We start from the raw sequence: 23,075 nt of genomic DNA, 5'->3' as shown, positions 1-23,075 counted from the left end.
CCCCGCGCTCTTGCTGCCATAGGCGCCGATATCCTTGCCGTAGAGCTTGCCGACGATCACCGCCGTGTTGAGGCTGCCCAGCAGGTAGCCCAGGCCCAAGGCCGCGAACGTCTTCAGGATATCGGTCATCGATCCCCCTCTGCGACTGAACCTTGAGGCCCCAGGCCGGGCCGTGCAATCGCGGGCGGCCACTCCTCAAGCCGGCCTGTCGGCGGCTCGATCGTTCGGCGCATATCTTGGATCGGCGAACCGCTCGACCGCCGAGGCCATCCACGGCATGCTCGCCCGACAACAAATGATGGGAGAGAGACCGTGCGCAACCTCTTCAACCTGGTGATGCGGATCGTATCCAGCCTGATCGGCGTGCTGCTCGTCTGCATGGGCGGCGTCTGGATGCTGCAGGGCCTGAACCTGGCCTTCCGCAAAGGCTTCATGGTCGGCGACCCGCATTGGACGATCTATGGCGCGATCGCCCTGGTGATCGGCGTCTGCCAGGTGGTCTGGAGCAACACGCGCCAGGCCTAGGCTTCGGCCAGCCTCGCAGCGCTATGCCGCCGGCTGCGGCTCAGACGCCGGGCGAGCGTATTGGCCGGCGTCTCGATCAGCCAATAGGTGACACACGAAGCGGCCAGCGACGCGCCCGCCGCGAGTGCGATGGCGACCCACAGCGGCGCGCGGCCCAGCAGCGCCGCCATGACCCCCCAGCCGACGACGCCGTGCAGCAGGTAGAGCGAATAGCTGGTGTCCGACAGCAACCGCACCACCGGCCGCGGCCGAAGCGACGCGCGCAGCAGCACGACGAACAGCAGCAGGGCGTAGGTTACTGAGATGACGTAGGAATTGGTGACCGGAAGGAAGCCGGGCTGCAGGGCTTCCAGGCCCAGCATGAAAAGGCCGTAGGCCGCCGCCAGATAGGTCAGGCCCCAGAAGGCCGAAAGCCGTCCCTTGGCCAGCCACCAGTAGATCGTCTGACCCATGACGAGGACCGGGAGGTAGCTGGCGACGGCCGCCGCGAGCAGGAAACTCGGCCCGTACGCGCCTCGCCGCCAGATCATCAAGGCGACCACCGCCAAATTCAGGGCGATGCTATGCGGAGAGTTGCGCGCGAACTGGGTCACCGCCGTGAGCGCGTAGAACATCATCTCGATGACCAGCGTCCAGGCGACCCCCAGGAGCGCGACCTGCGGCACGACCAGGTAGTTGGCGAGGGTCAGGTTGAGCAGGACGTTCGTCACCGTGACCTGGCTCTTCGCCACCGCGAAAGCCGAGGACAGCAGCACCGCGACGGCCAGCATTGGATAGATGCGCAGGAGGCGCTTGAGCACGAATTCCCCGGCGCTCTCCACGCGGGCCCTGTCGCTGATGATGAAGCCGCTGATCAGGAAGAACAGGGCGACGCCGAACCACCCGAAGTCCTGGATGACGCCCAGCGGTCCGCTGATGTGGTTGCGGACCCACAGAGCCGGCAGGAAGACCTGGCCGCGCCAGCCGGGCATGGTGTTGGCAAGGTGATCCCACGCCACGAGCCAGGCCGCAGCCGCGCGCAGATAGTCGAGGGAGACGTATCTGTTGGCGGCCTCCGTTTCGTGACTCTGCGCCATCCACCCCCCTCGCCGGCGGCCTGGCAGCCCGGCCAACGAGAATCTACCCCGGCTTGCGTATTGCTTACCAGCGGGTCGCCGGCCGGTACGCGCCGCCTCGATTGGTCATGGCCCGCCGGACGGGGCCTGGACGTTGAATTTCCGTGCTATGATTGCGACATAGAGACGACCTGCTTCGCGAACAGACCCCATGGCGATGACCGACATCCTCGATTCCGACTACCGCACCGGCCAGATCAAAATCCACGGCGCGGAGGACTTCGAGGGGATGCGCAAGGCCGGCAAGCTGGCGGCCGAGTGCCTGGACATGCTGACGCCGCACGTCGTCCCGGGCGTGGCGACCGACAAGCTGGACACCCTGGCCCGCGAGTTCATCCTCGACCACGGCGCCCTGCCCGCCTGCCTGGGGTATCGCGGCTACACCAAGACCGTCTGCATCAGCGCCAACCACGTGGTCTGCCACGGCATCCCGGGCGAGCGGGTGCTGCGCGAGGGCGACATCGCCAACATCGACGTCACCGTCGTGCTCGACGGCTGGCACGGCGACACCAGCCGGATGTACGGCGTGGGCGCGATCGCGCCACGCTCGAAGCGCCTCATCGACGTCACCTACGAGGCCATCGAGCGCGGCATCGCCGCGGCGAAGCCCGGCGCGACCACGGGCGACATCGGTCACGCCATCCAGAGCTATGTGGAAAGCATGCGCTGCTCGGTGGTGCGCGACTTCTGCGGCCACGGCCTGGGCCGGGTGTTCCACGATGCGCCCAACATCCTGCACTTCGGCCAGCCCGGGACCGGCGAGCGGCTGCGGCCCGGCATGTTCTTCACCATCGAGCCGATGGTGAACCTCGGCAAATACCAGGTGAAGCTGCTCTCCGACGGCTGGACCGCGGTCACCCGCGACAAGTCGCTGTCGGCCCAGTGCGAACATTCCATCGGCGTCACCGAGACGGGCAGCGAGATCTTCACCGTCTCGCCGGCCGGCCTGTTCAAGCCGCCGGTGATCAGCGGCTAGGGGCGTTCCCATGCATCATTTCGACATCGGCCTCTTTGTCCTGCCCGTGGCGGTGGCCCTGATCGGGATCGGCGGCGCCTACAATGCCTGGCGGCTCCGGAGCGTATGGCGCGCGCTGGGACGCAAGGAGGTCGAGGCCGGGCTCGCCCGGCTGGGCGAAACCGCCGTCAGCATCGAGGAAATCCCGCTGTCCGGGCTGCCGGCCCGCACCGGACTGGGCGCGGCGGTGGCGTTCCGCATCGTCGCCCGCGCCGCCGACGGCGCCGAGGTCCGCCATCAATGGGCCTATGAGCCCGCGCTCCTCTTCCGCCGGCCGAGGGGCCTGAAGCAGCTGGCGAGCAACGGCATCTGGATCGCGCTCGCCTGAGCTTGTCCGGCCTGAGCTTGTCCGGCCTGAGCTTGTCCTGCCTGCGCTTGCCCCGGCGCGCGCGAGCCGCTTAGCTCGGCCGCATGACCTTCGACGTCGACCCGCCCGACCCCGAGCCGCATCGTTCGCGGCGCGGCGTCATCCCGAGCTGGCTGGAGTGGGTGACCTCGCTCAGCGCCCTGGTGGTGTCGATCTCATCGATCTTCATCGCCGTCCACAACAGCCACGACGCCGACAAGGCGCTGGCCGCCCAGACCTATCCCTACATCGAGGTCAGCCGCGATGACGTGGCGCCGGACGGGGTGACGAGGCGGCTGCAGCTCAATCTGGCCAACCAGGGCGTGGGGCCGGCGCACGAGGAAAGCCTGACCGTGCGTGTGGGCGGCCACTACGCCACCTCCCTGCGCGACCTGATCGCCACGGCCGTCGGGCCCGCCGCGACGCCGGGGCCGTCGGAAACCCTGGACGCCGTGCGCAACGTCCAGCCCACGCGCTTCATCCCGGCGGACAAGACCCAGTTCCTCTTCTCCATTCCACGCACCAGCGAAAACGCCCGCTGGTGGGATCCTTTTCAGGAGTCGATGTCGCGGTGGCATATCACGGTCTGCTACTGCTCGGTCTTCAACGAATGCTGGGTTCGCCACGATGAAGACGCGCCCCAGCCGGTGAAGGCCTGCCACCGTGACGAACCCCATGAATACAACTGAGCCCTCGACCCCGGCGCGCGTGTTGCCCGCCGCGGCCGAAGCCGGTTAGCTCGCGCCATGGCGCCTGAAGTCCCCGAACCGCTGCATCGGCCGCACGGCGGCTCCAGCCTTCCGAAGTGGCTGGAATGGACCACCGCGCTTTCGGCGCTGGTGATCTCGGTCTGCTCGATCGGCATCGCCTTCTACAACGCCGGCATCGAGTCGCGCATGCTGAAGGCCAGCTCCTATCCCTACCTGATCATCGGCGTCAGCGACGGCGTGCTCGACGGCTCCAACGGGGTTGAGCGCTTCTCGGTCGAGCTCGTGAACCACGGGGTCGGGCCCGCCGACGAACGCAGCCTGACGATGAGGGTTGGCGGCCGCTACGCCGCCGACGTGACCGAACTGATCCGCGCCGCCGTGGGTCCCGCCGAGGCGGACGAGGCGGTCAGGCTGCTGGTTCCCGTCTACGACAACGAGCTGACCCGCTTCATCGCCTCGAAGGATCGCGGCCTGGTCTTCCACATCGACAAGACGCCCCAGAACGCCCGCTATTGGGACCTGTTCGACGAGGGTGTCAGGAGCAAGGGCCTGGACCCCGACGTTTGCTACTGCTCGGTGTTCGACCAGTGCTGGACGGTCCACAGGCGGGTCCATACGCCGGCCAAGGCCTGCGTGCGTTCGGACCACGAGTTCATACCCAACCGGCGCCGCGCAGCCTCGCCCTTGCCCACGAGCTGAAAACGCCCGACCCTCGCCGCGTCGCCGGGAGGATCGTCATGAAAGCCTTCGCCACCGCCGCCCTGTCGGCCGTCGCGCTCAGCCTCGCCCTGCCCGGCGTGGTCGGCGCCGACGCCACCCAGCTGGGCGTCGGCTTCATCTGCGGGGCGGAACAGACGGCCGCGGCGCACCTGACGCCCACGCCCGCGGTCATGCTGACTGGCGTCGGCAACGGCTCCTCGCCCGCCGACACCAGGAACCCGCAGGCCCAGGCCTGGTACGTGGAGGGGCTGAACCTCTACCACGCCTTCAACCACAACGAGGCCAACGCCGCCTTCGCCAAGGCCGCCCAGCTCGATCCCACCTGCGCGCTCTGCGAATGGGGCGTGGCCCTGGGCCTGGGCCCGACCCTCAACTACGGGGTCAGCGAAGCCGAGACCGCCATCGCCCTCACCCACGCCCAGAAGGCCAAGGCGCTGCTGAAGCCTGGCGACGCCCGCGCCGCGGGCCTGATCGACGCCCTGATCGTCCGCTACGAGAAGGACCGGCCCCTGGTCCGCGACCTGGCCTACGGCAAGGCCATGGACGAGCTGGCCAGGCGCTATCCGGCCGACGACGAGATCGCCGACCTCACCGCCCAGGCCCTGATGCTGCCGGGCCGCGGCGGCAACCCCCAGGCCAACGCCCGCGCCATCGAGCTGATCAAGGCCGTGCTGGCGCGCCGCCCCGACGACACCGCCGCCATCCACTACTACATCCACGCCACCGAGTTCATCGGCCGCCCGGGCGACGCCCTGCCCTATGCCGAGAAGCTGGCGGGCCTCGCGCCCGGCGCCAGCCATCTGGTGCACATGGCGGCCCATACCCTGATGCACGTGGGCCAGTACGAGCAGGTCGCCGTGGTCGACGCCGAGGCGCTGAAGGTCGACGCCGACACCGAGGCTCGGCTGGGCTACGCCGGTCCGCTCTCCAGCCAGATGTACTATCTGCACAACTACACCTTCGGCCTGGCCGGGGCGCTGATGGCCGGCGACGCCAAGCTGTCGCTGAAGTACGCCGAGCACGGCGACGTCGCCTTCCCGGCCAGCGCCGACAACGCCAGGATCATGTTGCCGGCGGGCCTGACGCGGGTGGAAAGCGCCGCCAACCGCCGCACCACCGTCGACGCCAAGAGCCTGGTGGCCTACGGCCGCTATGCGCCGTCGAAGGCGCTGGCCATGAGCGACGCGCCCTCCGACCCGCGCCTGGTGCGCATCTACCGCCACTACGCCAAGGGCGAGGCCTACGCCGCGGAAGGCGACGCCGCCGGCGTGCGCCGCGAGGCCGACCGGGTGCTGGCGCTCCTGGTGGAGTCGCTGAAGGCCGGTGAGACCGGCAACGAAGACCAGGCCAGCATCGCCGCCGACGTGCTGAACGGCCGCGCCGCGCTGCTCACCCACGATCCCGTCAAGGCCGCCGAGTTCTTCGCCCGCGCCACGGCCCTCCAGGACAAGGCCTTCCCCGTCGCCAGGGCCTTCGACCCGCCGCCCTGGTGGTATCCGGTGCGCCGCAGCCTGGCCGCCGCAGACCTGGAGGCCGGCAAGCCCGCCGACGCCATTCGCGAGGCCAAGGCCAGCCTGGCCGGCTGGCCCGACGACGCCCTGGCCCTTCGCGTCCTCTCCCAGGCCGAGGCCAAGCAGGGCGAGACGGCCGCCGCCGCCCGCGACATGGCCCAGGCCAGGAAAGTCTGGCGCGGCGATCTTTCGAAGGTCTCGCTCGCGCTCACCTAGGCGCGACGTCACAAGGTTACCGTTCGCTCACTTGCCACCGCGCGGTGAACCGAGGCAGCGTGCGCGCCTCAATCCGGGAGGCCGCCCTTGCTGTCGATCAAGAGCCTGACGCACGTCTACGCCAACGGGACGCGCGCCCTCGACGACGTGGACCTCGAGGTCGCCAAGGGGATGTTCGGCCTGCTGGGCCCCAACGGGGCCGGCAAGTCGACGCTGATGCGCTCCATCGCCACCCTGCAGACGCCGACCTCCGGCTCGATCCAGTTCGACGACATCGACGTGATCGCCGAGCCGGAGCGGCTGCGCCGCACCCTGGGCTACCTGCCACAGGATTTCGGCGTCTACCCGCGCGTCTCGGCCTACGACATGCTCGATCACATGGCGGTGCTGAAGGGCGTGGCCGAGGCCAAGGCGCGGCGCGAAACCGTCGAGAGCCTGCTGAACCAGACCAACCTGTGGGCCGTGCGCAAAAAGGCGCTGGCCGGCTTCTCCGGCGGCATGCGCCAGCGTTTCGGCATCGCCCAGGCGCTGATCGGCGACCCGGCCCTGATCATCGTCGACGAGCCCACCGCGGGCCTGGACCCTGAGGAGCGCAACCGCTTCCTGAACCTGCTGGCCGAGATCGGCGAGCAGGTGGTGGTGATCCTGTCGACCCACATCGTCGAGGACGTGGCCGACCTCTGCCCGGCCATGGCGATCATCGTCGACGGCCGGATCGTGCGCCAGGGCGCGCCCACCGAGCTGATGGCCGGCCTCAAGGGCCGCATCTGGATGAAGACCATCGACAAGGCCGAGCTGGAGGCCGCCAAGGCGAGGTATCAGGTGATCTCCACCCGCCTGTTCGCCGGGCGCACGGTGATCCACATCGCCGCCGACGCCGACCCGGGCGACGGCTTCGCCCCGGTCACCGGCGGGCTGGAGGACGTCTATTTCTCCACCCTGGCCACAGCCCGCAAGGCGGCCTGAGCCGGCGCATGGGACGGGGCCTGATCCTGGGCGCGGTCTGCGCGGCGCTGGCGTTCACGCCGCCCGCCGCCCACGCGGTTGCGCCGAAAGGCCCCGAAATCCTCACCGCCGACGTCGAGCGGTTCTATCGCGTCTACGAAGCCCACGGCGGCCATCCGGACGCGGCCACCCTGGACCGCGACTACCTGGCGCCCGGCAGCAGCGGCCTGCATGAGTTCATGAAACTGCGCCGCGTCTCCGGCGAAAGCATCGCCAAGGCCATCGCCGAGCGCCCGGAAGCCTACGAAAACGCCCGCGAGTGCCTGGCCGCCCTGCCGAACGTGAAGCGCCGGCTCACCACCGACTTCGCCAGGCTCGCCCGCGCCTATCCGGAGGCGAAGTTCCCGCCGGTGACCCTGGTGGTCGGCCGCACCCGCCCTGTCGGAATCACCAACCCTTCGGGCGTCACCATAGGCCTGGAGGCGCTCTGCGCGGCGAGCTTCATGAACCCGAACCCCGAGGAGCGTTTCGTCCACGTGGTGATGCACGAGTACGGCCACATCCAGCAGGCGGGGCCGCTCTCCACCGTCGACGTCGGCGATCCGAACGCCACGGTGCTGACCATGTCGCTGATGGAGGGCGCCGCGGAGCTGTTCGCCGAGCTGTTCTCCGGCGACATCGGCAACCACGGCCCGGTGAACATCGCCAGGGGTCATGAGGGCGAGATCGAACGCGCCTTCGTCCGCGACGAGGACAAGACGGACCTGTCGGCCTGGATGTACAACAGCAAGGGCACGGCGGCCGAGCCCGGCGACCTCGGCTACTGGGTCGGCTACCGTATCGTGAAGGCCTATTACGACCGCGCGCCCAACAAGCACCAGGCGCTCCTCGACATCCTGCACATGACCGACGCCAAGGCCTTCCTGGCCAAAAGCGGCTGGAAACCGGCGCGCTAGGAGACGGCGATGTTCTTCAAGATCGCGGGCTTCGAATTCCGCTACCAGACCCGCCAGCCGATCTTCTGGGTGGCGGTGATGATCTTCGCCCTGCTGGCGTTCGGCGCCGTCGCCTCCGACAACGTCTCCCTGGGCAACACCGCCAACGTCCACAAGAACGCGCCCTGGGTGATCGCCCAGACCAGCCTGATCTTCGCGATCATCTATATGTTCGTGACCACCGCCTTCGTGGCCAATGTGGTCGTGCGCGACGATGAAACGGGCTTCGGGCCGCTGGTCTACGCCACCCGGATCCGCAAGTTCGACTATCTCTATGGGCGCTTCATCGGGGCCTACCTCGCCGCGGCGCTGAGCTTCCTGGCCGTACCCGTCGGCATGGCCCTGGGGTCGCTGATGCCCTGGGTCGACAAGGAGACGATCGGGCCGTTCCTGCCCGGCGCCTACCTCTTCGCCTATTTCTACCTGGCGCTGCCGGTGCTGTTCCTGTCGAGCGCGATCTTCTTCACCCTGGCCACCGTCACCCGCTCGATGATGTGGTCCTATGTCGGGGTCATCGTCTTCATCATCCTGCGCGCCATCTTCGCCCTGCTGCTGAGCCGCCAGGGGATGGAGCACGCCGGCGCGCTTTGGGAGCCGGACGGCACGGCGGCCTTCGGCCTGGCCACCCGCTATTGGACCGCCAGCGAGCGCAACACGCTGATCCCGCCGATCGCGGACTATCTGCTCTGGAACAAGCTGCTGTGGAGCGCCATCGCCGTCGGCTTTTTGGCGCTCGCTTACCGGCTCTTCCACTTCGAGAGCGGCAAGGCCTCGAAGAGCCAGCGTCGCGCCGCGCGCCTGGCCGCCGCCGAGGAGGCCGCCGCGCCCGCCCCGGCCGTCGCCGGCGCCCTGCCGAAGCCGGTGTTCGGGCGGGCCGCCGCCTGGGCCCAGCTGGTCGCCCGCACCCGGCTCGACATGGGCCAGGTGTTCAAGAGCCCGGCCTTCTTCGTCCTGCTGGCGCTTTCGGCCCTGCTCTCGGTGGTGAACCTCTGGCTGGGCACCGACGTCAGCCTCTACGGCGGACGCACCTTCCCGGTGACCCGGGTGATGGTCCAGGGCCTGGCCGGCATCTTCACCTTCATGACCATCATCATCGCGATCTACTACGCGGGCGAGCTCGTCTGGCGAGAACGCGAGCGCAAGACCGCCGAGATCATCGACGCCACCGCCGTGCCCGACTGGGCTTTCATCGTGCCCAAGACCCTGGCTATCGCCCTGGTGCTGATCTCCGCCTTCGTGGCCAGCGTCGTGGTCGCCATGATCATCCAGGCGATCAAGGGCTACTTCAATTTCGAGCTCGGGAACTACCTGCTCTGGTGGATCGTCCCGCAGTCGATCGATGCGATCCTGATCGCGGTGCTGGCGATCTTCGTCCAGGCGCTCAGCCCCCATAAGTTCGTCGGCTGGGGGATCATGGTCCTCTACCTGATCGGGACCATCGTCACGAACAACCTGGGGTTCGAGAACAGCCTCTACCAATATGCCCTGCTGCCCGACATCCCGGTCTCCGACATGAACGGCCAGGGCCGGTTCTGGATCGGCCCCTACCTGCTGCGCGCCTATTGGACGGCCTTCGCGCTGATGTTGACCGTGCTGGCCTACGGCCTGTGGCGGCGTGGGGTCGAGACCCGTTTCTGGCCCCGGCTGCGCCGCCTGCCTTCACGCCTGAAGGGCGCGCCCGGCGTGTTGCTGGCGCTCTGCTTGACGGTGTTCGTGAGCCTGGGCGGCTACATCTACGTCAACACCCACGTCTGGAACCCCTATCGCACCCACCTCGACGACGAGCGCTACCTGGCCCACTACGAGAAAGCGCTCTGGCAGTTCCACGACACGCCGCAGCCCACGATCACCGCGGTCAAGCTGAACGTCGCCATCTATCCGCACGCGCCGCGGGTGACGACGAGCGGCAGCTACCAGATCCAGAACCGCACCACGGCGCCGCTTTCGGAGGTCCACGTCCGCTTCGGCGACCGCGACCTGAAGGTGCGGTCCCTGACCGTGCAGGGCGCCCATCAGAAGGCCGACTTCGGCCGCTTCAATTACAAGATCTTCGCCTTCGACCAGCCGATGGCGCCGGGCGAGACGCGGACCATCAGCTTCGCCACCGAACGCGCGCAACGGGGCTTCAAGAACACCAGGAACTGGAGGGGCGTCGTCGACAACGGGACCTTCCTCAACAACATCGCGGTCGCGCCGATCCTCGGCATGGACCGCAACCAGCTGCTCACCGACCGCTCCAAGCGGCGCAAGTACGGCCTGCCGCCGGAGCTGCGGCCGCCGAAGCTGGGCGAGGCCGGCGCCGACCAGCACAACGCGCTTCGCAACGACAGCGACTGGGTGAGCAGCGACATCACGCTCTCCACCGTGGTCGACCAGACCCCGATCGCCCCCGGCTACAAGGTCTCCGAGACAGTCTCGGGCGGACGGCGCACCGCCCACTTCGTCTCCGACAGCCCGATGATGAATTTCTTCTCGCTGCAGTCGGCCCGCTATGCGGTGAAGACTGAGACCTACCGGGGCGTGGCGATCAGCGTCTACTACGACCCCAAGCACCCCTGGAACGTGGATCGCATGATCCGTACGGCTAAGGCCGGGCTCGACTATTTCGACGTCAACTTCAGCCCCTATCAGTTCCGCCAGCTGCGCTATCTGGAGTTCCCCGACTTCGACGGCGCCTTCGCCCAGTCCTTCGCCAACACCGTCCCCTGGTCCGAGGGCCTGGTGTTCATCGCCGACGCCGACACCGACCCCTCGCGGATCGACATGGTGACCTACGTCGGCGCCCACGAACTCGCCCACCAATGGTGGGGCCACCAGGCGGTCAGCGCCGACGAGCAGGGCGCCACCATGCTGATCGAGACCTTCGCCCAGTATTCGGCCCTGATGGTGATGAAGCACATGTACGGGCCGGACATGATCCGGAAATTCCTGAAGTACGAGCTCGACAGCTACCTGAAGTCGCGCGGCGGCGAAGCGCTGGAGGAACTGCCGCTCGAGAAGGTCGAGAACCAGCCCTACATCCACTACCGCAAGGGCTCGCTGGTGATGTACCGGCTGCAGGACGAGATCGGCGAGGACGCGGTCAATGCGGCGCTGCGCAAGTACCTGGCGGCCCATGCCTTCAAGCCCGCGCCCTATCCCGACACGCGTGAACTGGTGGCCGATTTCCGCGAGGTGGCGCCGCCCGGCAAGCAGCAGCTGATCACCGACCTCTTCGAGAAGATCACCCTCTACGACTACAAGGCCAAGGCCGCGGTCGCGAAGAAGCGGCCCGACGGCCAGTGGGACGTGACCCTGACCGTGGACGCCAAGAAGCTCTACGCCAACGGCCAGGGCAAGGAGACCGAAGCCCCGCTCACCGATGAGGTGGTCGACATCGGCGTCTTCACCGCCGAGCCCGGCAAGAAGGACTTCTCGGCCAGGGACGTCCTCTTCATGAAGCCGCTGGCGGTGAAGTCGGGCGTCCAGACCTACACGGTCACCGTGCCGAAGAAGCCGGTCTTCGCTGGCGTCGACCCCTACAACAAGCGCATCGACCGCAACTCCGACGACAACACCGTGAAGGTGAGCGGGACCTGACGGCGCGGCCCACGCATAAGCGCGCCCCGGCTTGGCCGTAACGGCTTGACGATCCGGAACGGATGGGGAACATTCCTGTCCCATGGAAGCCCTGCCCGCCGTCGAGGACGCCGCCGCCCAGCCGGACCTCTGGCGGCCGGTCGCGAGGCCCAAGGTCCCGGCCCCGCACTACGTCGGCCACCGCGACCGGCTGCGCGATCGCGCCGCCCAGGGCGGCCTTTCCGCCCTGCCGGACTATGAGCTCCTGGAGCTGGTCCTGTTCCGCGCCATCCCGCGCGGCGACGTCAAACCGCTCGCCAAGCAGCTCCTGGCCCGCTTCGGCTCGCTCGCCGCGGTGCTGGGCGCTTCGGCTGAGGACCTGACGTCGGTCAAGGGCGTGGGCGCGGCGCTGGCCCTGGACCTCACCCTGCTGCACGAGCTTTCCGTGCGCGCGGCGAAAGAGGCGGTGGCCAAACGCCCGGTCATCGCCTCGTGGTCGGCCCTGCTGGCCTATGTGAAGACCGCCCTGGCGCATGAGGCGCGCGAGCAGTTCCGCGTGCTCTTCCTCGACAAGAAGAACCAGCTGATCGCCGACGAGGTGATGGGCAAGGGCACCGTGGATCACGCCCCGGTCTATCCGCGCGAGGTGATGCGCCGGGCGCTGGAGCTGTCGGCCAGCGCGGTGATCCTGGTGCACAACCACCCCTCGGGCGACCCCACGCCGTCGGCCGCCGACATCGACATGACCCGCCAGGTCGCCGACGCCGGCCGGCCCCTGCGCATCGCCGTCCACGACCACCTGATCGCCGCGCGCGACGGCGTCGCCAGCCTGAAGGCGCTGGGCCTGTTCTAGGGCCGCGCGGTCAGTCCCAGACCCGGTTGTAGATCGTCGTGCGCCAGACCATCGGCAGCGACCCCGGCGAGGCGGCGCCGGGCGCGTGCGGATCGGCCACCACGCCGCAGTCGATCAGGTCGCGGGTCCGGCGCGCCGCCAGTTGCGCGGCGCTCTGCGGCCGCGCGCGCATCGGTGGGGTCGGCATCAGGTCTCCTCGATCCACGAGGAAAGAATGGTCCGAGGCCGCCAAGTTAAATCGCCGTATGGCCGTTCAGCCGGCGGGCTTCAGCTGCGCGATCAGCGCATCGGGCCACAGCGCCAGGCTGGCGCCCTGGGCGTTGGCCTCGCGGGCCACGGCGTTATAGCGCGTCAGCAGCTCGCGCGGATCGAGCAGGCAGTCGTTCAGCACCGCGCGGCCGAAGCGCTTGTCGACTAGCACCGCCATCTCATAGCCCACGGTGTACCAGGCGCCCTGCACGCCCCAGAACGGCGCGGCGCGCCTGCGGATCTCGTCGTCGGTGGTGAGCCGCCCATCGAGGATGTCGTTCAACAGCGCGGTGACCGCGCCCACATCGGCGTTGAAGTGGGCCATGTCGCTGTCCCAGCGGGCGCGGATCAGGGCGTCGTCCTCCCAGTGCGGGTGCCGCTCGGTCGAGCCGGCGGCCGCCAGCATGGCCTCGCCCTCGCCGAAGGCGGTCATCCACTTCATCGCCAGCTTCACGCGGTCCGACAGCCCGGCCTGCAAGGCGGTCTGCCGGTCGTCCAGGCTGTTCAGGCCGATGTGGTGCAGCTCGTGGCTCACGGTGTTCTCGAACTGGTCGCGCGATTGGTTCTCGACATTGAGGAAGATCGCCGGTCCCGCATCCGGCTTCGTCCAGACGAAGCTGTTGGAGGTCGGCTTGATCTCGGGGAACACCCGCGCCGCGATCCGCGCGCCGGGCGGCAGCCACGCCAGCACGCCGCGCCCCAGAGCCGGCATGTCCGCCGCGGTCATGTGGTCCAGCGTCTCACGCCAGGCCCGCGCCTTGGCCCGGGTCTTCGGGTCGGCGAGGAAGGCGCGGAACGCCGCCTCGTCCATCCGGTGGCCGAACGTGGCCTCGCGGGCGACCAGCCATTGGTAGGGCTGGCTCGAGAACAGCCGCCGCCAGTCGGCCTCGGCGACCGGGCGCCCCGCGTTCTCCTCATCGAGGATCGCCAGGCAGGCCTGGGCCTCGGAAGCGTCCAGGGCCAGCTGGATCGGCGGCGTTCCGGGCGCCGCCTTAGGCGCCGCCGACGCCGCGGCGCCCATCCCCAGGGCGGCGCCCAGCATCGCGACCCACCCGATCCACATGCGTCCGGTCACGCGGCCCCTCCATCTCCTAAGAGATTAGGAGACAGCGGCCGGCGGCGACGGTCAATGAAATTCTTTGCGGACAGCAACAACAATCCCCGCACCGCCGAGCGCTGCGGCCGGGCTGTTCCTGGCCCGGCCCCGCGGCCTATGCTGCGCAACGGTCGACGCCCGCTCGGGGCGCGGTTCGGAGCGCGCATGTTCGAAGGCTGGGACGACTTCTACCTGCTGATCGGCGGCGCGTCCGGCGGCCTGATCGGCCTGTTGTTCATCGTCGTCACCCTGATCCAGGGCAATGACGGCGGCCTGAAGCTCAAGGCGGCCGCCGCCTACATGACGCCGACCGTGGCGCATCTGGCCGTGGTGCTGGTGATGTGCGCCACGGCGACGGCGCCGCACCTGACGCCGCCGATCGCCGGCGGCCTCTTCCTGGGCGGGGCGCTCGTCTGTCTGGGGTTCAGCGGCCGGGCGCTCTACATGCTGGCCGGCGGCGGGATCAACGCGGCGCACTGGTCCGACGTCTGGGGCTACGGCGTGGCGCCGTTCATCGCCGCGGCGGCGCTGGCGGTCGCGGCCGCCGCCGCCTGGATCGCGCCGGGCTGGGCGATCCTGGGGATCGCGGTGTCGCTGGTGGCGATGCTGCTGATCGCCGTGCGCAACGCCTGGGACCTGGTCACCTGGATCAGCGCCGGCGGCGGCAGCCCCAGCGCCGACGGCTGAGCCTCACAGCACGTGGTTGATGTGGTGGCCGCTCGCCTGGCTCTGGGTCGAGGCCTGCTGCGAGGCGCCGCCCTGGGACCCACTCTGGGACCCGCTCTGTGAACTGCCCGTGTCGCGCTTGCGGTCGGTTCCTTGCGCGAGTGCGCCGCTCAGCACCACCGCCGGCCCGCGCGAGGAGGTCGAGGCGTTGAGCGGCTTGTGATCCGACTGGTCCTTCGACGGCTGCGGCGGGGCCGGCGGGGTCGGCGCCTGGGTCTGCTGCGGCTGGGCCGCCTGCTGGAAGGAGATCGAGTTCAGCGCGAAATCGGACATGGAGCGCGAGGCCTTTCTAGCTTGGCTGTATGCCCATAACGCCGTTGTCTTTAACCCCTTGTTCAAAAACAGGATGAACGGCCGTTGACCGTGTTGCGCCGGCCTTTGGTCGCGCCGGCCTTGCCGGGCTGCGGCCCAGCGCCCTAGGGTCGCTGCAAAGGCCGCGCGGGGCGTGGCCGGGAACAACGACAAGCTGGGATTGCTGAATGACCATCGATCGCCGCAAGCTGCTGGCCGCCGGGGCCGCGGCTGGCCTCGCCGCCACCTCCGACCTCACCCTCGCCGGACCGGCCGCCGCAGCGGGCAAGGCCGCCCCGGGCGACGCCGCCCTCAACGCCTGGATGAACGGCGTGAGCGAGCACCTGCTGGTCACCTCGCCGGAACAGGCCACCAGCTACGGCCTCGACACCGGCAAGCGCGCGGCGCTGAAGTCGAAGCTGTCAGACTCCTCCATGGCCCACATCGTCGAGGATCGGGTCTGGTGCCGCGCCCAGCTCGCGAAGCTGGCCGGCTTCCCCGACGCGGGCCTGTCGCCCACCGCGCGGATCAACAAGGCGGTGGTGAAGTACGCCCTCGAGGTCGGCCGCGACGCCGCGCCCTTCGACTATGGCGAGAACACCCTGATCTCCTCCCAGAGCGAGTCGGCCGGCCCCTATGTGGTCAGCCAGCAGGGCGGCTCCTACTCCGCCGTGCCGGAGTTCCTCGACAGCCAGCATGCCGTGAAGACCAAGGCCGACGCCGAGGCCTACCTCAGCCGGGTCCACGAGATGGCCCGCGCGATCGGCCAGGAGACCGAGCGGGTGAAGAAGGACGCCGGCCTGGGCGTCATCCCGCCGGACTTCATCCTCTCCAACACCATCGGCCAGCAGGAAGGCCTGCTCGCCATTCCCGCCGCCAAGGCCCGCCTGGCCACCGCCCTTGGCCGCAAGGTCAAGGAGGCCCACCTGGACGGCCCCTACGAGGCCCGCGCCGCGGCCCTGGTGGAGAAGGAGGTCTACCCCGCGCTCCGCGCCCAGCTCGCCGAGCTGAAGGCCCTGCAGCCCAAGGCCGGCCACGACGCCGGCGTCTGGCGCCTGCCGAACGGCGACGCCTACTACCGCTGGCTGCTGCGCGAGAGCACGACCACCAACCTGACGCCCGACCAGGTCCACAACATGGGCCTGGAGCAGAACAAGTCGATCGAGGCGCGGATGGACGCCCTGCTGCGCGCCCAGGGCCTGACCCACGGCTCGGTGGGCGAGCGCATGACCGCGCTGGGCAAGGATCCCAAGTACCTGTTCCCCAATACCGACGCCGGGCGCGCCCAGCTGATCGCCTATCTGAACGGCCTGATCGCCGCGGTGCGGCCGAAGCTCTCCAAGGCCTTCACGATCCAGCTCAAGGCGCCGGTGGTGGTCAAGCGCGTGCCCATCGACATCCAGGACGGCGCCGGCCAGGGCTATATGAACACCGGCTCGCTCGACGGCTCGCGGCCTTCGACCTACTACATCAACCTGAAATCGACGGAGAACTGGCCGAAGTTCTCCCTGCCCAGCCTGACCTATCACGAGACGATTCCCGGCCACACATGGCAGGGCGCCTACCTCACCGAGACCGGCAAGCTGCCGCTGATCCGCATCCTGCTGTCGGGCTTCAACGCCTATGTGGAAGGCTACGCCCTCTACGCTGAACAGCTGGGCGACGAGATCGGCATGTACGACAACGACTGGGCCGGCCGCCTGGGCTATCTGCAGGCCCAGAAGTTCCGCGCCGTGCGCCTGGTGGTCGACACCGGCCTGCACGCCAAGCGCTGGAGCCGCGAACAGGCGGTCCAGTGGGCGATGGACAACACCGGGCGCACCCGCGAAGCCATGACCAGCGAAATCGACCGCTACACCGGCACGCCCGGCCAGGCCTGCGGCTACAAGGTGGGCCACACCGAGATCAACCGGCTGCGCGACAAGGCCAAGGCGGCGCTCGGGCCGAAGTACGACCTGCGCCTGTTCGACGACCTGGTGGTCAAGGTCGGCGCCGTGCCGCTCACCGTGCTGGGCGATGCGGTCGACGGCTACATCAAGGCCGGTGGCGTGGTGAACTTGTGAGGATCCCCAGGCGCCCGGCTGCCGTTTGCGTTTCGCTGGGTCTAGCGACGACCTTGGGTAGTTGCGAGACGTCGAACCCTCAACACAGCACCTTTTGTTGGTTCAGCTATGATGCTCAGCGGAAAGCGCTTGTCCTTGCTGAGCTACAACGCGTTTCCTCCGGGCATGCTGACGCCTTTTATACCGAAGACCCCGTCGTTACTCGAAGCCACAACGAGCGTTCGGTCATTTTCATGTTGAAGGGGGGCTTCGTCGACCCTCCCTATACTCGAATTACAGTCGATCGCTGCGGCGAGAGAATTATTCGATCGGACCAATGCTATTGGCCGGGAACCGGGCTTCCTGCGTGTTGAATAATCTCACCACTCGGCCCATCGCGCGCGGCGACCACGCCGCCTGGCGACCGCTGTTCGACGGCTACAACGCCTTCTACGGCCGCGAGGGGCCGACAGCGCTTCCCGAGGCGGTCTACGCCACGACCTGGGCCCGGTTCTTCGATCCCGCCGAGCCCGTCCACGCCCTGGTCGCAGAGCAGGACAGCCGGCTGCTGGGCCTGGTCCACTACCTCTTCCACCGCTCGACCACAGCCATCGCCCCCATCTGCTACCTGCAGGACCTGTTCACCGCGCCGGAGGTGCGCGGCGCAGGCGTCGGGCGCGCGCTGATCGAGGCGGTCTATGCCCAGGCGCGCGCGGCCGACGCCTTCCGCGTCTACTGGCAGACGCACGAGACCAACACCGTCGCCATGCGCCTCTACGACCAGGTGGCGGACAAGTCGGGCTTCCTGGTCTACCGCAAGGACGTCTGAGCGGGCCGATCGCCGCGCTGTCATGCGTCCGACATCAAGCGTTGCAATGGTCCGTGGCCGGATCATCCTCGACACATGCCTGAGTCCTCATCCCCGCCCCGCGCCGCTTCCGGATGAGGAAGCCTGACAAGCCCTCCAGCCGCGAGCCCGATCGCGAGCCCCGCGCCCAGTTCGCGGCCCTGCCCTGGCGGTTCGACCCCAAGGGCGCTGTGGAGGTGCTCCTGATCACCAGCCGCGACAGCCGCCGCTGGATCATCCCCAAGGGCTGGCCGATGAAGGGCAAGAAGTCGGCCCGCTGCGCCGCCCAGGAGGCCTTCGAGGAGGCCGGGGTCCGCGGCCACGTCTCCAAGCGCCCGGCCGGCGACTACGCCTATGAGAAGCGCCTCAAGAACGGCCGGCTGCAGAAAGTGCGCGTGCAGGTCTTCCCGCTGCGGGTGGAGGACGAGGCCGAGAGCTTCCTCGAAGCGGGCCAGCGCGAGAAGCTGTGGCTGCCGCCCGTCGAGGCCGCCCGCAAGGTGGACGAGCCCGAGCTGATGGTCCTGCTCGCGACCTTCCACCCCAGGGAAGCCGCCTAGGCCGAAGAATCCGCCCGCGAATCGCTCTGATAAGATTCTTGGTAAACACGCGTTAACCGAAAACGTCAGTCTTAAGGAAACCTTCGCGCGGCACAGTTGGCCGCAGGTGGGAACCTATTGTCGTGTCGCAGTCCTATCCCAAGTTCGACCGTGCGCTCGTCGTCCTGCATGTGGACGACGACCCGATGAACCTGCGCGTCGTCGAGGAGATCCTGGGCGCCTTCGGCCACACCGCCATCAAGGCGAATTGCGGCGCGGACGCCCTGAGGCGGCTCTCCGAACAGGCTTTCGACGTGGTCCTGATGGACATCCACATGCCGGGCATGACCGGCATCGAGGCCGTCGAGCGCTTGCGCCAGGGCGCGGGCCCGGAGGCCAAGACTCCGGTGATCGCGCTTACCGCCGACGTCTTCAGCCGCCGCCCCGACGAGTACCGCGCCTTGGGCTTCACCGATTTCGTGGCCAAGCCGATCCTGGTCTCCGGCCTGCTGGAGGCCATCAAGCGGGCCTGCGAGCCCCAGGCCGGCAAGTCCGCCGCCGCCAACGCGGCCTAGTCGCCGCTCATCTCTGATCCGTCATCCCCGGCCTTGTGCCGGGGACCCATGGGCGCTGTCGCCGCAGGAACGCTTACAACGGCGGTGTTTATGGGTGGCCGGGACAAGCCCGGCCATGACGATATGAGATTGGCGCGCTAGGCTTCCGCGCCGGCCAGCAAGAGCCGGACCCGGGAGACCGCTCATGCCCCTGCTCGACCGTGACGGCGTCAAGATCCACTATGAGGCGGCCGGCGCCGGCCCCGCCCTGATCCTCACCCACGGCTATTCCTCCACCGGCGAGATGTGGGCCGGCCAGGTCCCGGTGCTCAAGGACCGCTTCACCGTCGTCACCTGGGACATGCGCGGCCACGGCCGCTCGGACTATCCGCAGGACCAGGCCGCCTATTCCGAGGAAGCCACGGTCGCCGACATGGCCGCCCTGCTGGACGAAATCGGCGCGAAGGACGCCGTGGTCGGCGGCCTGTCGCTAGGCGGCTATATGAGCCTGGCCTTCCATCGCGCCCATCCGGAGCGCACCCGGGCCCTGCTGATCATCGACACCGGTCCCGGCTACAAGAAGGACGAGGCCCGCGACGGCTGGAACGCCAACGCCATCCGCCGCGCCGAGAAGTTCGAGGCCGAGGGCCTGCCCGACACCACCCGCTCCAGCGCCGAGGTGCGGCTGGCCCGCCACCGCGACGCCACTGGCCTGGCCCGCGCCGCCCGCGGCATGCTCACCCAGCGCGACGCCAAGGTGATCGAGAACCTGCCGAACATCGCTGTGCCCGCCATCGTCATCGTCGGCGCCAACGACACGCCCTTCCTGGCCGCCTCCGACTACATGGCCGCCAAGATCCCCGGCGCGAAGAAGGCGGTGATCCCGGACGCCGGCCACAGCGCCAATATCGACCAGCCCGAAGCCTTCAACGCCGCCCTGACCGGATTCCTGAAGGACGCCGGGCTAATGGGCGCCTGAAAGGGCGTCGCCCAGCACGCCGAATTAAACCCAGCGCTGTTGGCGTCGCCGCGCGATTTGCGGCACATCTCGGCGGTGGCCGAAACGCCTGAGCCATCGCCGACCTCACAGGCCCTCGCGGCCGACGACCCGCTGCTCGCGACCTATCTGGAGCGGCGGACCAACCTGCTGCGCTTCCTGGCCGCGCGCGCCGGCTCGCTGGCCGCCGCCGAGGACCTGGTCCAGGAACTCTATTTCAAGCTCGCCGCGCGCGACCGCACCCAGGACGTGGGCGCGCCGGTCGCCCTGATCTACCGCATGGCGCTCAACCTGATGCTCGACCGCGCCCGCGGCGAGGCCCGCAGCCTGGCGCGCGACACCGCCTGGCGCCAGACCGCCCACACCGCGGTGGGCGGGACCGACGTCGCCGACCTGCCGCCCGCCGACGAGGCCGCCGCCTCGGCGCAGCGCCTGCGCCAGCTGGTGGCCGCCGTGGCCGAACTACCGCCCCAGGCCGGCCGCGCCTTCCGCCTGCACAAGCTGGAGGGGCTGAGCCACGCCGAGACCGCGCGGGCCATGGGCCTGTCCGTCAAGGCGGTGGAGAAGCACATCTCCGCCGCCCTCAAGGCCCTCGCCGCGAAACTGGGGGCCCGGACGGATGCCTAGCCGGACCATGCCTGGGATGTCTCGACAGATGACAACCGTTACGTGTGAGGCTCGTCGGAGTCGCGCGACAGGGGGGTTGGCCGCAGCGGCGCCGTCTATGTCCATGAGGGGCGCTCTGCGCCGAGTGGGAAACCATGGCTGAGGTCGCCACACTACCGGACGACGCCCGCAAGGGCGCCGCGGCCGACTGGCTCGCGCGCCTGTCCGCGGCGGACCTCGACGCGTCCGAGGCCGCGGTCTTCGACGCCTGGGTGTCCGAGCCCGCCAACGGCCGCGCCTACGACGCCGCGCTCTCGGTGATGCTGGAACTGGAAGCCGCCGCGCCTCGGATCATCGAAGCGCTGGACAACCGCCCGGCCCCGCGCCGTTTGGGGGCTTCGCGCGCCTGGATCGCGTTGGGCGGCCTGGCCGCCGCCGCCGCCCTCGTCGTCGCTCTCACCCCGTTCAGCGTCTTCGCGCCGGAAACCCAGAAGTTCGCCACCGCCAAGGGCGAGCACCGCGAGGTCAAGCTGGCGGACGGCTCGACGGTCGAGCTGAACGGCGGCTCGCGCCTCTCGGTCACCCTGGCGCGCAACGAGCGCCGCCTGAGCTTGCCGCAGGGCGAGGCCCTGTTCGACGTGGCCCCCGACAAGGCCCGGCCGTTCCTGATCGCCGCCGGCGAGCGCACGGTGCGCGTGGTCGGCACCCGCTTCGACGTCCGCCATCTCGGAAGCGACCTCTCGGTCACCGTCGAGCGCGGCGTGGTCGAGGTCCGCCCGGCCGACGGCGTCAAGGGGCGCGTCTGGCGGTTGCATCCCGGTGAGCGGCTCGACGTCGTCGAAGGCCCGGTGGCCCCGCCGCCGCAACTCAGCGCCGCCGACCCGCAGGCCGTGGAAAGCTGGCGCGCCGGCAAGCTCATCTACCGCAACCGCCCGCTGGGCGAGGTGGTGGCGGACCTGAACCAGCAATTCGCCCGGCCGATCGTGCTGGAAGACCCGGCCCTGGCCCAGACCCGCGTCTCGGGCGTGCTCATCCTCGACAGCGAGGAGGCTGTGACGCGGCGCCTCGCTTTGCTTGCCCCCGTCAAGGCGCTACCTTCACCGGAAGGGATTGTGCTTCGCAGCGATCCGGCGGCGAAGCCATGAGGGGGACACCGGGCCATACCAAGGCCGGCTGCCGTTCTGCGCGCGTCCCTCGCGGGACTGTGCCTCCTCGCGCTTGCGCTGCGGGCTGAGGCCGCTGAAGCGCGCCGGCGCTTCGCCATCACGCCCAAGTCCTACGCCGAGGCGCTGATCGACCTGGCGGTCCAGGGCAACGTCTCGATCCTCAATGTCCAGGCCTGCGGCGAAGGTGGCCGCTCCGGGCTGTCCGGCCGCTATAACCTGAATGAAGCCCTGAGCCGCGTCCTGGCCGGCGCGCCCTGCGCCTTCCGTATCGTCGACGCCGGCACGGTGAAGATCGTTCCCACCGCGCCCCAGCCGCGCATCGTGCCGCCCAGCGCGCCGATGGTGGACGAGCTGCTGGTCACCGCGCGCAAGCGGCCGGAGCGGCTCGACAGCCTGCCGGCCGGGGTCAGCGTGGTCAGCGCCGACCAGCTGGCGATCACCAACGCCTATGACGTGCGCGCCACCGCCGGCCAGCTGGTGGGCGTGCTGACCACCAACCTGGGGCCCGGGCGCGACAAGATCCTGATCCGCGGCCTCTCCGACGGGGCCTTCACCGGCCGCGCGCGGTCCACGGTCTCCACCTATCTCGACGACGCGCCGCTCAACTACAACGCGCCCGACCCCGACCTGCGGCTGACCGACGTGGCCCAGGTGGAGACGGTGCGCGGGCCGCAGGGCGCGCTGTACGGCACCGGCGCGATCAGCGGCGTCTACCGCATCGTCACCAACAAGCCCGACCCGGACCGCTACGCCGCCGGCGCCCAGGCGACCTGGGCCACCACCCGCGGCGGCGCGCCCAGCTATTCCGGCGAGGGCTTCGCCAACCTGCCGATCGCCATGGGCCGCGCGGCCTTGCGGCTCGTCGCCTACTACGACGACCAGGGCGGCTATCTCGACGACGTCTCGCTGCGCCTGTCCAACGTGGACTCCACCCTGCGCGAAGGCGCGCGCGCCACCCTGCGCCTGGAACTCGCGCCGACCTGGACGGTGGACCTGGGCCTGGTCGCCCAGCGCCTGACTTCGCGCGACACCCAGTACACGACGATCTCCAACTCGCTGAAACGCGCCAACCAGGTGCGCGAGTCCTCCGACAACGACTTCGGCCTGGCCACCATCAGCCTCAAGGGCGAGCTGGGCTTCGCCGACCTGAACGCCACCACCTCCTACGTCCAGCACGACTATTCGGCGCTCTACGACGCCTCGGCGGCGGACATCAGCCTGTTCAGCACCACCGGCGCCTCGCTCGGCATCTATTCCGAGGCGGCGCGCATCCGCCGCTTCGTGCAGGACATCGTGCTCACCTCCACCGACGCGGGGCCGATCTCCTGGCTGGCCGGCGTCTACGGCTCGTCCTCGCACGAACGTACGCCCGGTTCGCTGGACATCCTGGTCAACCCCGCGCCGGCCGAGCCCGCCCTGGGCGACGCCGGCGAGGGCCTGGGCGCCCAGCTCATCC

24 protein-coding genes are annotated in these 23,075 nt (G+C 69.2%); 19 read left to right on the top strand and 5 right to left on the bottom strand.

Annotated elements, in window-relative coordinates:
- On the bottom strand, positions 1-129 hold a 129-nt coding region (locus tag VGL85_RS22130; protein ID WP_414695156.1), incomplete at its 3' end, for a glycerol-3-phosphate acyltransferase.
- 183 nt (positions 130-312) lie between these two features.
- On the opposite strand from VGL85_RS22130, the gene VGL85_RS02485 reads away from it, so the two are divergent.
- Positions 313-525: a hypothetical protein gene (locus tag VGL85_RS02485; protein ID WP_331585628.1), complete on the top strand. Its 213-nt coding sequence runs from the start codon at positions 313-315 to the stop codon at positions 523-525.
- Here VGL85_RS02485 and VGL85_RS02480 read toward each other — a convergent pair.
- Complete coding sequence (locus tag VGL85_RS02480) at positions 522-1,601, bottom strand: acyltransferase (RefSeq protein WP_331585627.1); 1,080 nt, start codon at positions 1,599-1,601, stop codon at positions 522-524. The genes VGL85_RS02485 and VGL85_RS02480 overlap by 4 nt on opposite strands.
- Before the next feature lie 190 nt (positions 1,602-1,791).
- Here VGL85_RS02480 and map point away from each other — a divergent pair, with 190 nt between their 5' ends.
- From map to radC, 9 genes are all read left to right on the top strand, one after another.
- Complete coding sequence (gene map, locus VGL85_RS02475; protein ID WP_331585626.1) at positions 1,792-2,616, top strand: type I methionyl aminopeptidase; 825 nt, start codon at positions 1,792-1,794, stop codon at positions 2,614-2,616.
- A gap of 10 nt (positions 2,617-2,626) precedes the next feature.
- Positions 2,627-2,983: a hypothetical protein gene (locus VGL85_RS02470; protein WP_331585625.1), complete on the top strand. Its 357-nt coding sequence runs from the start codon at positions 2,627-2,629 to the stop codon at positions 2,981-2,983.
- 83 nt (positions 2,984-3,066) lie between these two features.
- Entirely contained in the window at positions 3,067-3,690 is a 624-nt protein-coding gene (locus VGL85_RS02465) for a hypothetical protein (protein ID WP_331585624.1), read from the top strand.
- Between the two features lie 57 nt (positions 3,691-3,747).
- Complete coding sequence (locus VGL85_RS02460; protein ID WP_331585623.1) at positions 3,748-4,410, top strand: hypothetical protein; 663 nt, start codon at positions 3,748-3,750, stop codon at positions 4,408-4,410.
- Between the two features lie 38 nt (positions 4,411-4,448).
- The gene (locus VGL85_RS02455) at positions 4,449-6,158 is read left to right on the top strand and encodes a hypothetical protein (RefSeq protein ID WP_331585622.1); all 1,710 of its coding nucleotides are present in this window, start codon (positions 4,449-4,451) and stop codon (positions 6,156-6,158) included.
- Between the two features lie 87 nt (positions 6,159-6,245).
- Entirely contained in the window at positions 6,246-7,124 is an 879-nt protein-coding gene (locus VGL85_RS02450) for an ABC transporter ATP-binding protein (protein ID WP_331585621.1), read from the top strand.
- Between the two features lie 8 nt (positions 7,125-7,132).
- Complete coding sequence (locus tag VGL85_RS02445) at positions 7,133-8,059, top strand: DUF2268 domain-containing putative Zn-dependent protease (protein ID WP_331585620.1); 927 nt, start codon at positions 7,133-7,135, stop codon at positions 8,057-8,059.
- Between the two features lie 9 nt (positions 8,060-8,068).
- Positions 8,069-11,677 (top strand): ABC transporter permease/M1 family aminopeptidase, encoded by a 3,609-nt coding sequence (locus tag VGL85_RS02440; protein WP_331585619.1) that lies wholly within the window; start codon positions 8,069-8,071, stop codon positions 11,675-11,677.
- A gap of 82 nt (positions 11,678-11,759) precedes the next feature.
- Positions 11,760-12,509 (top strand): RadC family protein, encoded by a 750-nt coding sequence (gene radC, locus VGL85_RS02435; RefSeq protein ID WP_331585618.1) that lies wholly within the window; start codon positions 11,760-11,762, stop codon positions 12,507-12,509.
- A 10-nt stretch (positions 12,510-12,519) separates the two neighbouring features.
- Here the strand turns inward: radC and VGL85_RS02430 are convergent, their stop codons facing one another.
- Complete coding sequence (locus tag VGL85_RS02430; protein ID WP_331585617.1) at positions 12,520-12,696, bottom strand: hypothetical protein; 177 nt, start codon at positions 12,694-12,696, stop codon at positions 12,520-12,522.
- Between the two features lie 66 nt (positions 12,697-12,762).
- Positions 12,763-13,833, bottom strand: a complete 1,071-nt coding sequence (locus tag VGL85_RS02425) for a DUF5700 domain-containing putative Zn-dependent protease (protein WP_331585616.1) — start codon at positions 13,831-13,833, stop codon at positions 12,763-12,765.
- Positions 13,834-14,019: 186 nt separating this feature from the next.
- Here VGL85_RS02425 and VGL85_RS02420 point away from each other — a divergent pair, with 186 nt between their 5' ends.
- Positions 14,020-14,541 (top strand): hypothetical protein, encoded by a 522-nt coding sequence (locus VGL85_RS02420; protein WP_331585615.1) that lies wholly within the window; start codon positions 14,020-14,022, stop codon positions 14,539-14,541.
- A gap of 3 nt (positions 14,542-14,544) precedes the next feature.
- Here the strand turns inward: VGL85_RS02420 and VGL85_RS02415 are convergent, their stop codons facing one another.
- Positions 14,545-14,853, bottom strand: coding sequence for a hypothetical protein (locus VGL85_RS02415; protein WP_331585614.1), 309 nt, complete (start codon positions 14,851-14,853; stop codon positions 14,545-14,547).
- Between the two features lie 206 nt (positions 14,854-15,059).
- On the opposite strand from VGL85_RS02415, the gene VGL85_RS02410 reads away from it, so the two are divergent.
- The 8 genes from VGL85_RS02410 to VGL85_RS02375 form a co-directional block, all read left to right on the top strand.
- A complete protein-coding gene (locus VGL85_RS02410) occupies positions 15,060-16,934 on the top strand; it encodes a DUF885 domain-containing protein (protein WP_331585613.1) in 1,875 nt (624 codons plus the stop codon).
- A gap of 346 nt (positions 16,935-17,280) precedes the next feature.
- Complete coding sequence (locus tag VGL85_RS02405) at positions 17,281-17,742, top strand: GNAT family N-acetyltransferase (protein WP_331585612.1); 462 nt, start codon at positions 17,281-17,283, stop codon at positions 17,740-17,742.
- Positions 17,743-17,855: 113 nt separating this feature from the next.
- Complete coding sequence (locus VGL85_RS02400) at positions 17,856-18,317, top strand: NUDIX hydrolase (protein WP_331585611.1); 462 nt, start codon at positions 17,856-17,858, stop codon at positions 18,315-18,317.
- A 122-nt stretch (positions 18,318-18,439) separates the two neighbouring features.
- Positions 18,440-18,871, top strand: a complete 432-nt coding sequence (locus VGL85_RS02395) for a response regulator (RefSeq protein ID WP_331585610.1) — start codon at positions 18,440-18,442, stop codon at positions 18,869-18,871.
- Positions 18,872-19,055: 184 nt separating this feature from the next.
- The gene (locus VGL85_RS02390; RefSeq protein WP_331585609.1) at positions 19,056-19,829 is read left to right on the top strand and encodes an alpha/beta fold hydrolase; all 774 of its coding nucleotides are present in this window, start codon (positions 19,056-19,058) and stop codon (positions 19,827-19,829) included.
- A gap of 75 nt (positions 19,830-19,904) precedes the next feature.
- Positions 19,905-20,474 (top strand): RNA polymerase sigma factor, encoded by a 570-nt coding sequence (locus VGL85_RS02385; RefSeq protein WP_331585608.1) that lies wholly within the window; start codon positions 19,905-19,907, stop codon positions 20,472-20,474.
- A gap of 134 nt (positions 20,475-20,608) precedes the next feature.
- Positions 20,609-21,598, top strand: a complete 990-nt coding sequence (locus tag VGL85_RS02380) for a FecR family protein (RefSeq protein WP_331585607.1) — start codon at positions 20,609-20,611, stop codon at positions 21,596-21,598.
- Between the two features lie 306 nt (positions 21,599-21,904).
- Positions 21,905-23,075, top strand: a 1,171-nt coding sequence (locus tag VGL85_RS02375) for a TonB-dependent receptor plug domain-containing protein (protein ID WP_331585606.1), incomplete at its 3' end; no start/stop codon positions are given.

The sequence above is a fragment of the Phenylobacterium sp. genome (genome assembly GCF_036501465.1).
Lineage (GTDB): Bacteria > Pseudomonadota > Alphaproteobacteria > Caulobacterales > Caulobacteraceae > Phenylobacterium.
The sequence above is the reverse complement of the archived record's forward strand: the minus strand, read 5'-3'. Positions and strand labels throughout refer to the sequence as shown.

Excerpts from the sequence above, each read along its gene's own strand:
- VGL85_RS02480 (WP_331585627.1), bottom strand. The coding sequence starts at position 1,601 with ATGGCGCAGAGTCACGAAACGGAGGCCGCCAACAGATACGTCTCCCTC.
- map (WP_331585626.1), top strand. The coding sequence starts at position 1,792 with ATGGCGATGACCGACATCCTCGATTCCGACTACCGCACCGGCCAGATC.
- VGL85_RS02470 (WP_331585625.1), top strand. The coding sequence starts at position 2,627 with ATGCATCATTTCGACATCGGCCTCTTTGTCCTGCCCGTGGCGGTGGCC.
- VGL85_RS02465 (WP_331585624.1), top strand. The coding sequence starts at position 3,067 with ATGACCTTCGACGTCGACCCGCCCGACCCCGAGCCGCATCGTTCGCGG.
- VGL85_RS02460 (WP_331585623.1), top strand. The coding sequence starts at position 3,748 with ATGGCGCCTGAAGTCCCCGAACCGCTGCATCGGCCGCACGGCGGCTCC.
- VGL85_RS02455 (WP_331585622.1), top strand. The coding sequence starts at position 4,449 with ATGAAAGCCTTCGCCACCGCCGCCCTGTCGGCCGTCGCGCTCAGCCTC.
- VGL85_RS02445 (WP_331585620.1), top strand. The coding sequence starts at position 7,133 with ATGGGACGGGGCCTGATCCTGGGCGCGGTCTGCGCGGCGCTGGCGTTC.
- VGL85_RS02440 (WP_331585619.1), top strand. The coding sequence starts at position 8,069 with ATGTTCTTCAAGATCGCGGGCTTCGAATTCCGCTACCAGACCCGCCAG.
- radC (WP_331585618.1), top strand. The coding sequence starts at position 11,760 with ATGGAAGCCCTGCCCGCCGTCGAGGACGCCGCCGCCCAGCCGGACCTC.
- VGL85_RS02430 (WP_331585617.1), bottom strand. The coding sequence starts at position 12,696 with ATGCCGACCCCACCGATGCGCGCGCGGCCGCAGAGCGCCGCGCAACTG.
- VGL85_RS02420 (WP_331585615.1), top strand. The coding sequence starts at position 14,020 with ATGTTCGAAGGCTGGGACGACTTCTACCTGCTGATCGGCGGCGCGTCC.
- VGL85_RS02415 (WP_331585614.1), bottom strand. The coding sequence starts at position 14,853 with ATGTCCGATTTCGCGCTGAACTCGATCTCCTTCCAGCAGGCGGCCCAG.
- VGL85_RS02410 (WP_331585613.1), top strand. The coding sequence starts at position 15,060 with ATGACCATCGATCGCCGCAAGCTGCTGGCCGCCGGGGCCGCGGCTGGC.
- VGL85_RS02400 (WP_331585611.1), top strand. The coding sequence starts at position 17,856 with ATGAGGAAGCCTGACAAGCCCTCCAGCCGCGAGCCCGATCGCGAGCCC.
- VGL85_RS02390 (WP_331585609.1), top strand. The coding sequence starts at position 19,056 with ATGCCCCTGCTCGACCGTGACGGCGTCAAGATCCACTATGAGGCGGCC.
- VGL85_RS02380 (WP_331585607.1), top strand. The coding sequence starts at position 20,609 with ATGGCTGAGGTCGCCACACTACCGGACGACGCCCGCAAGGGCGCCGCG.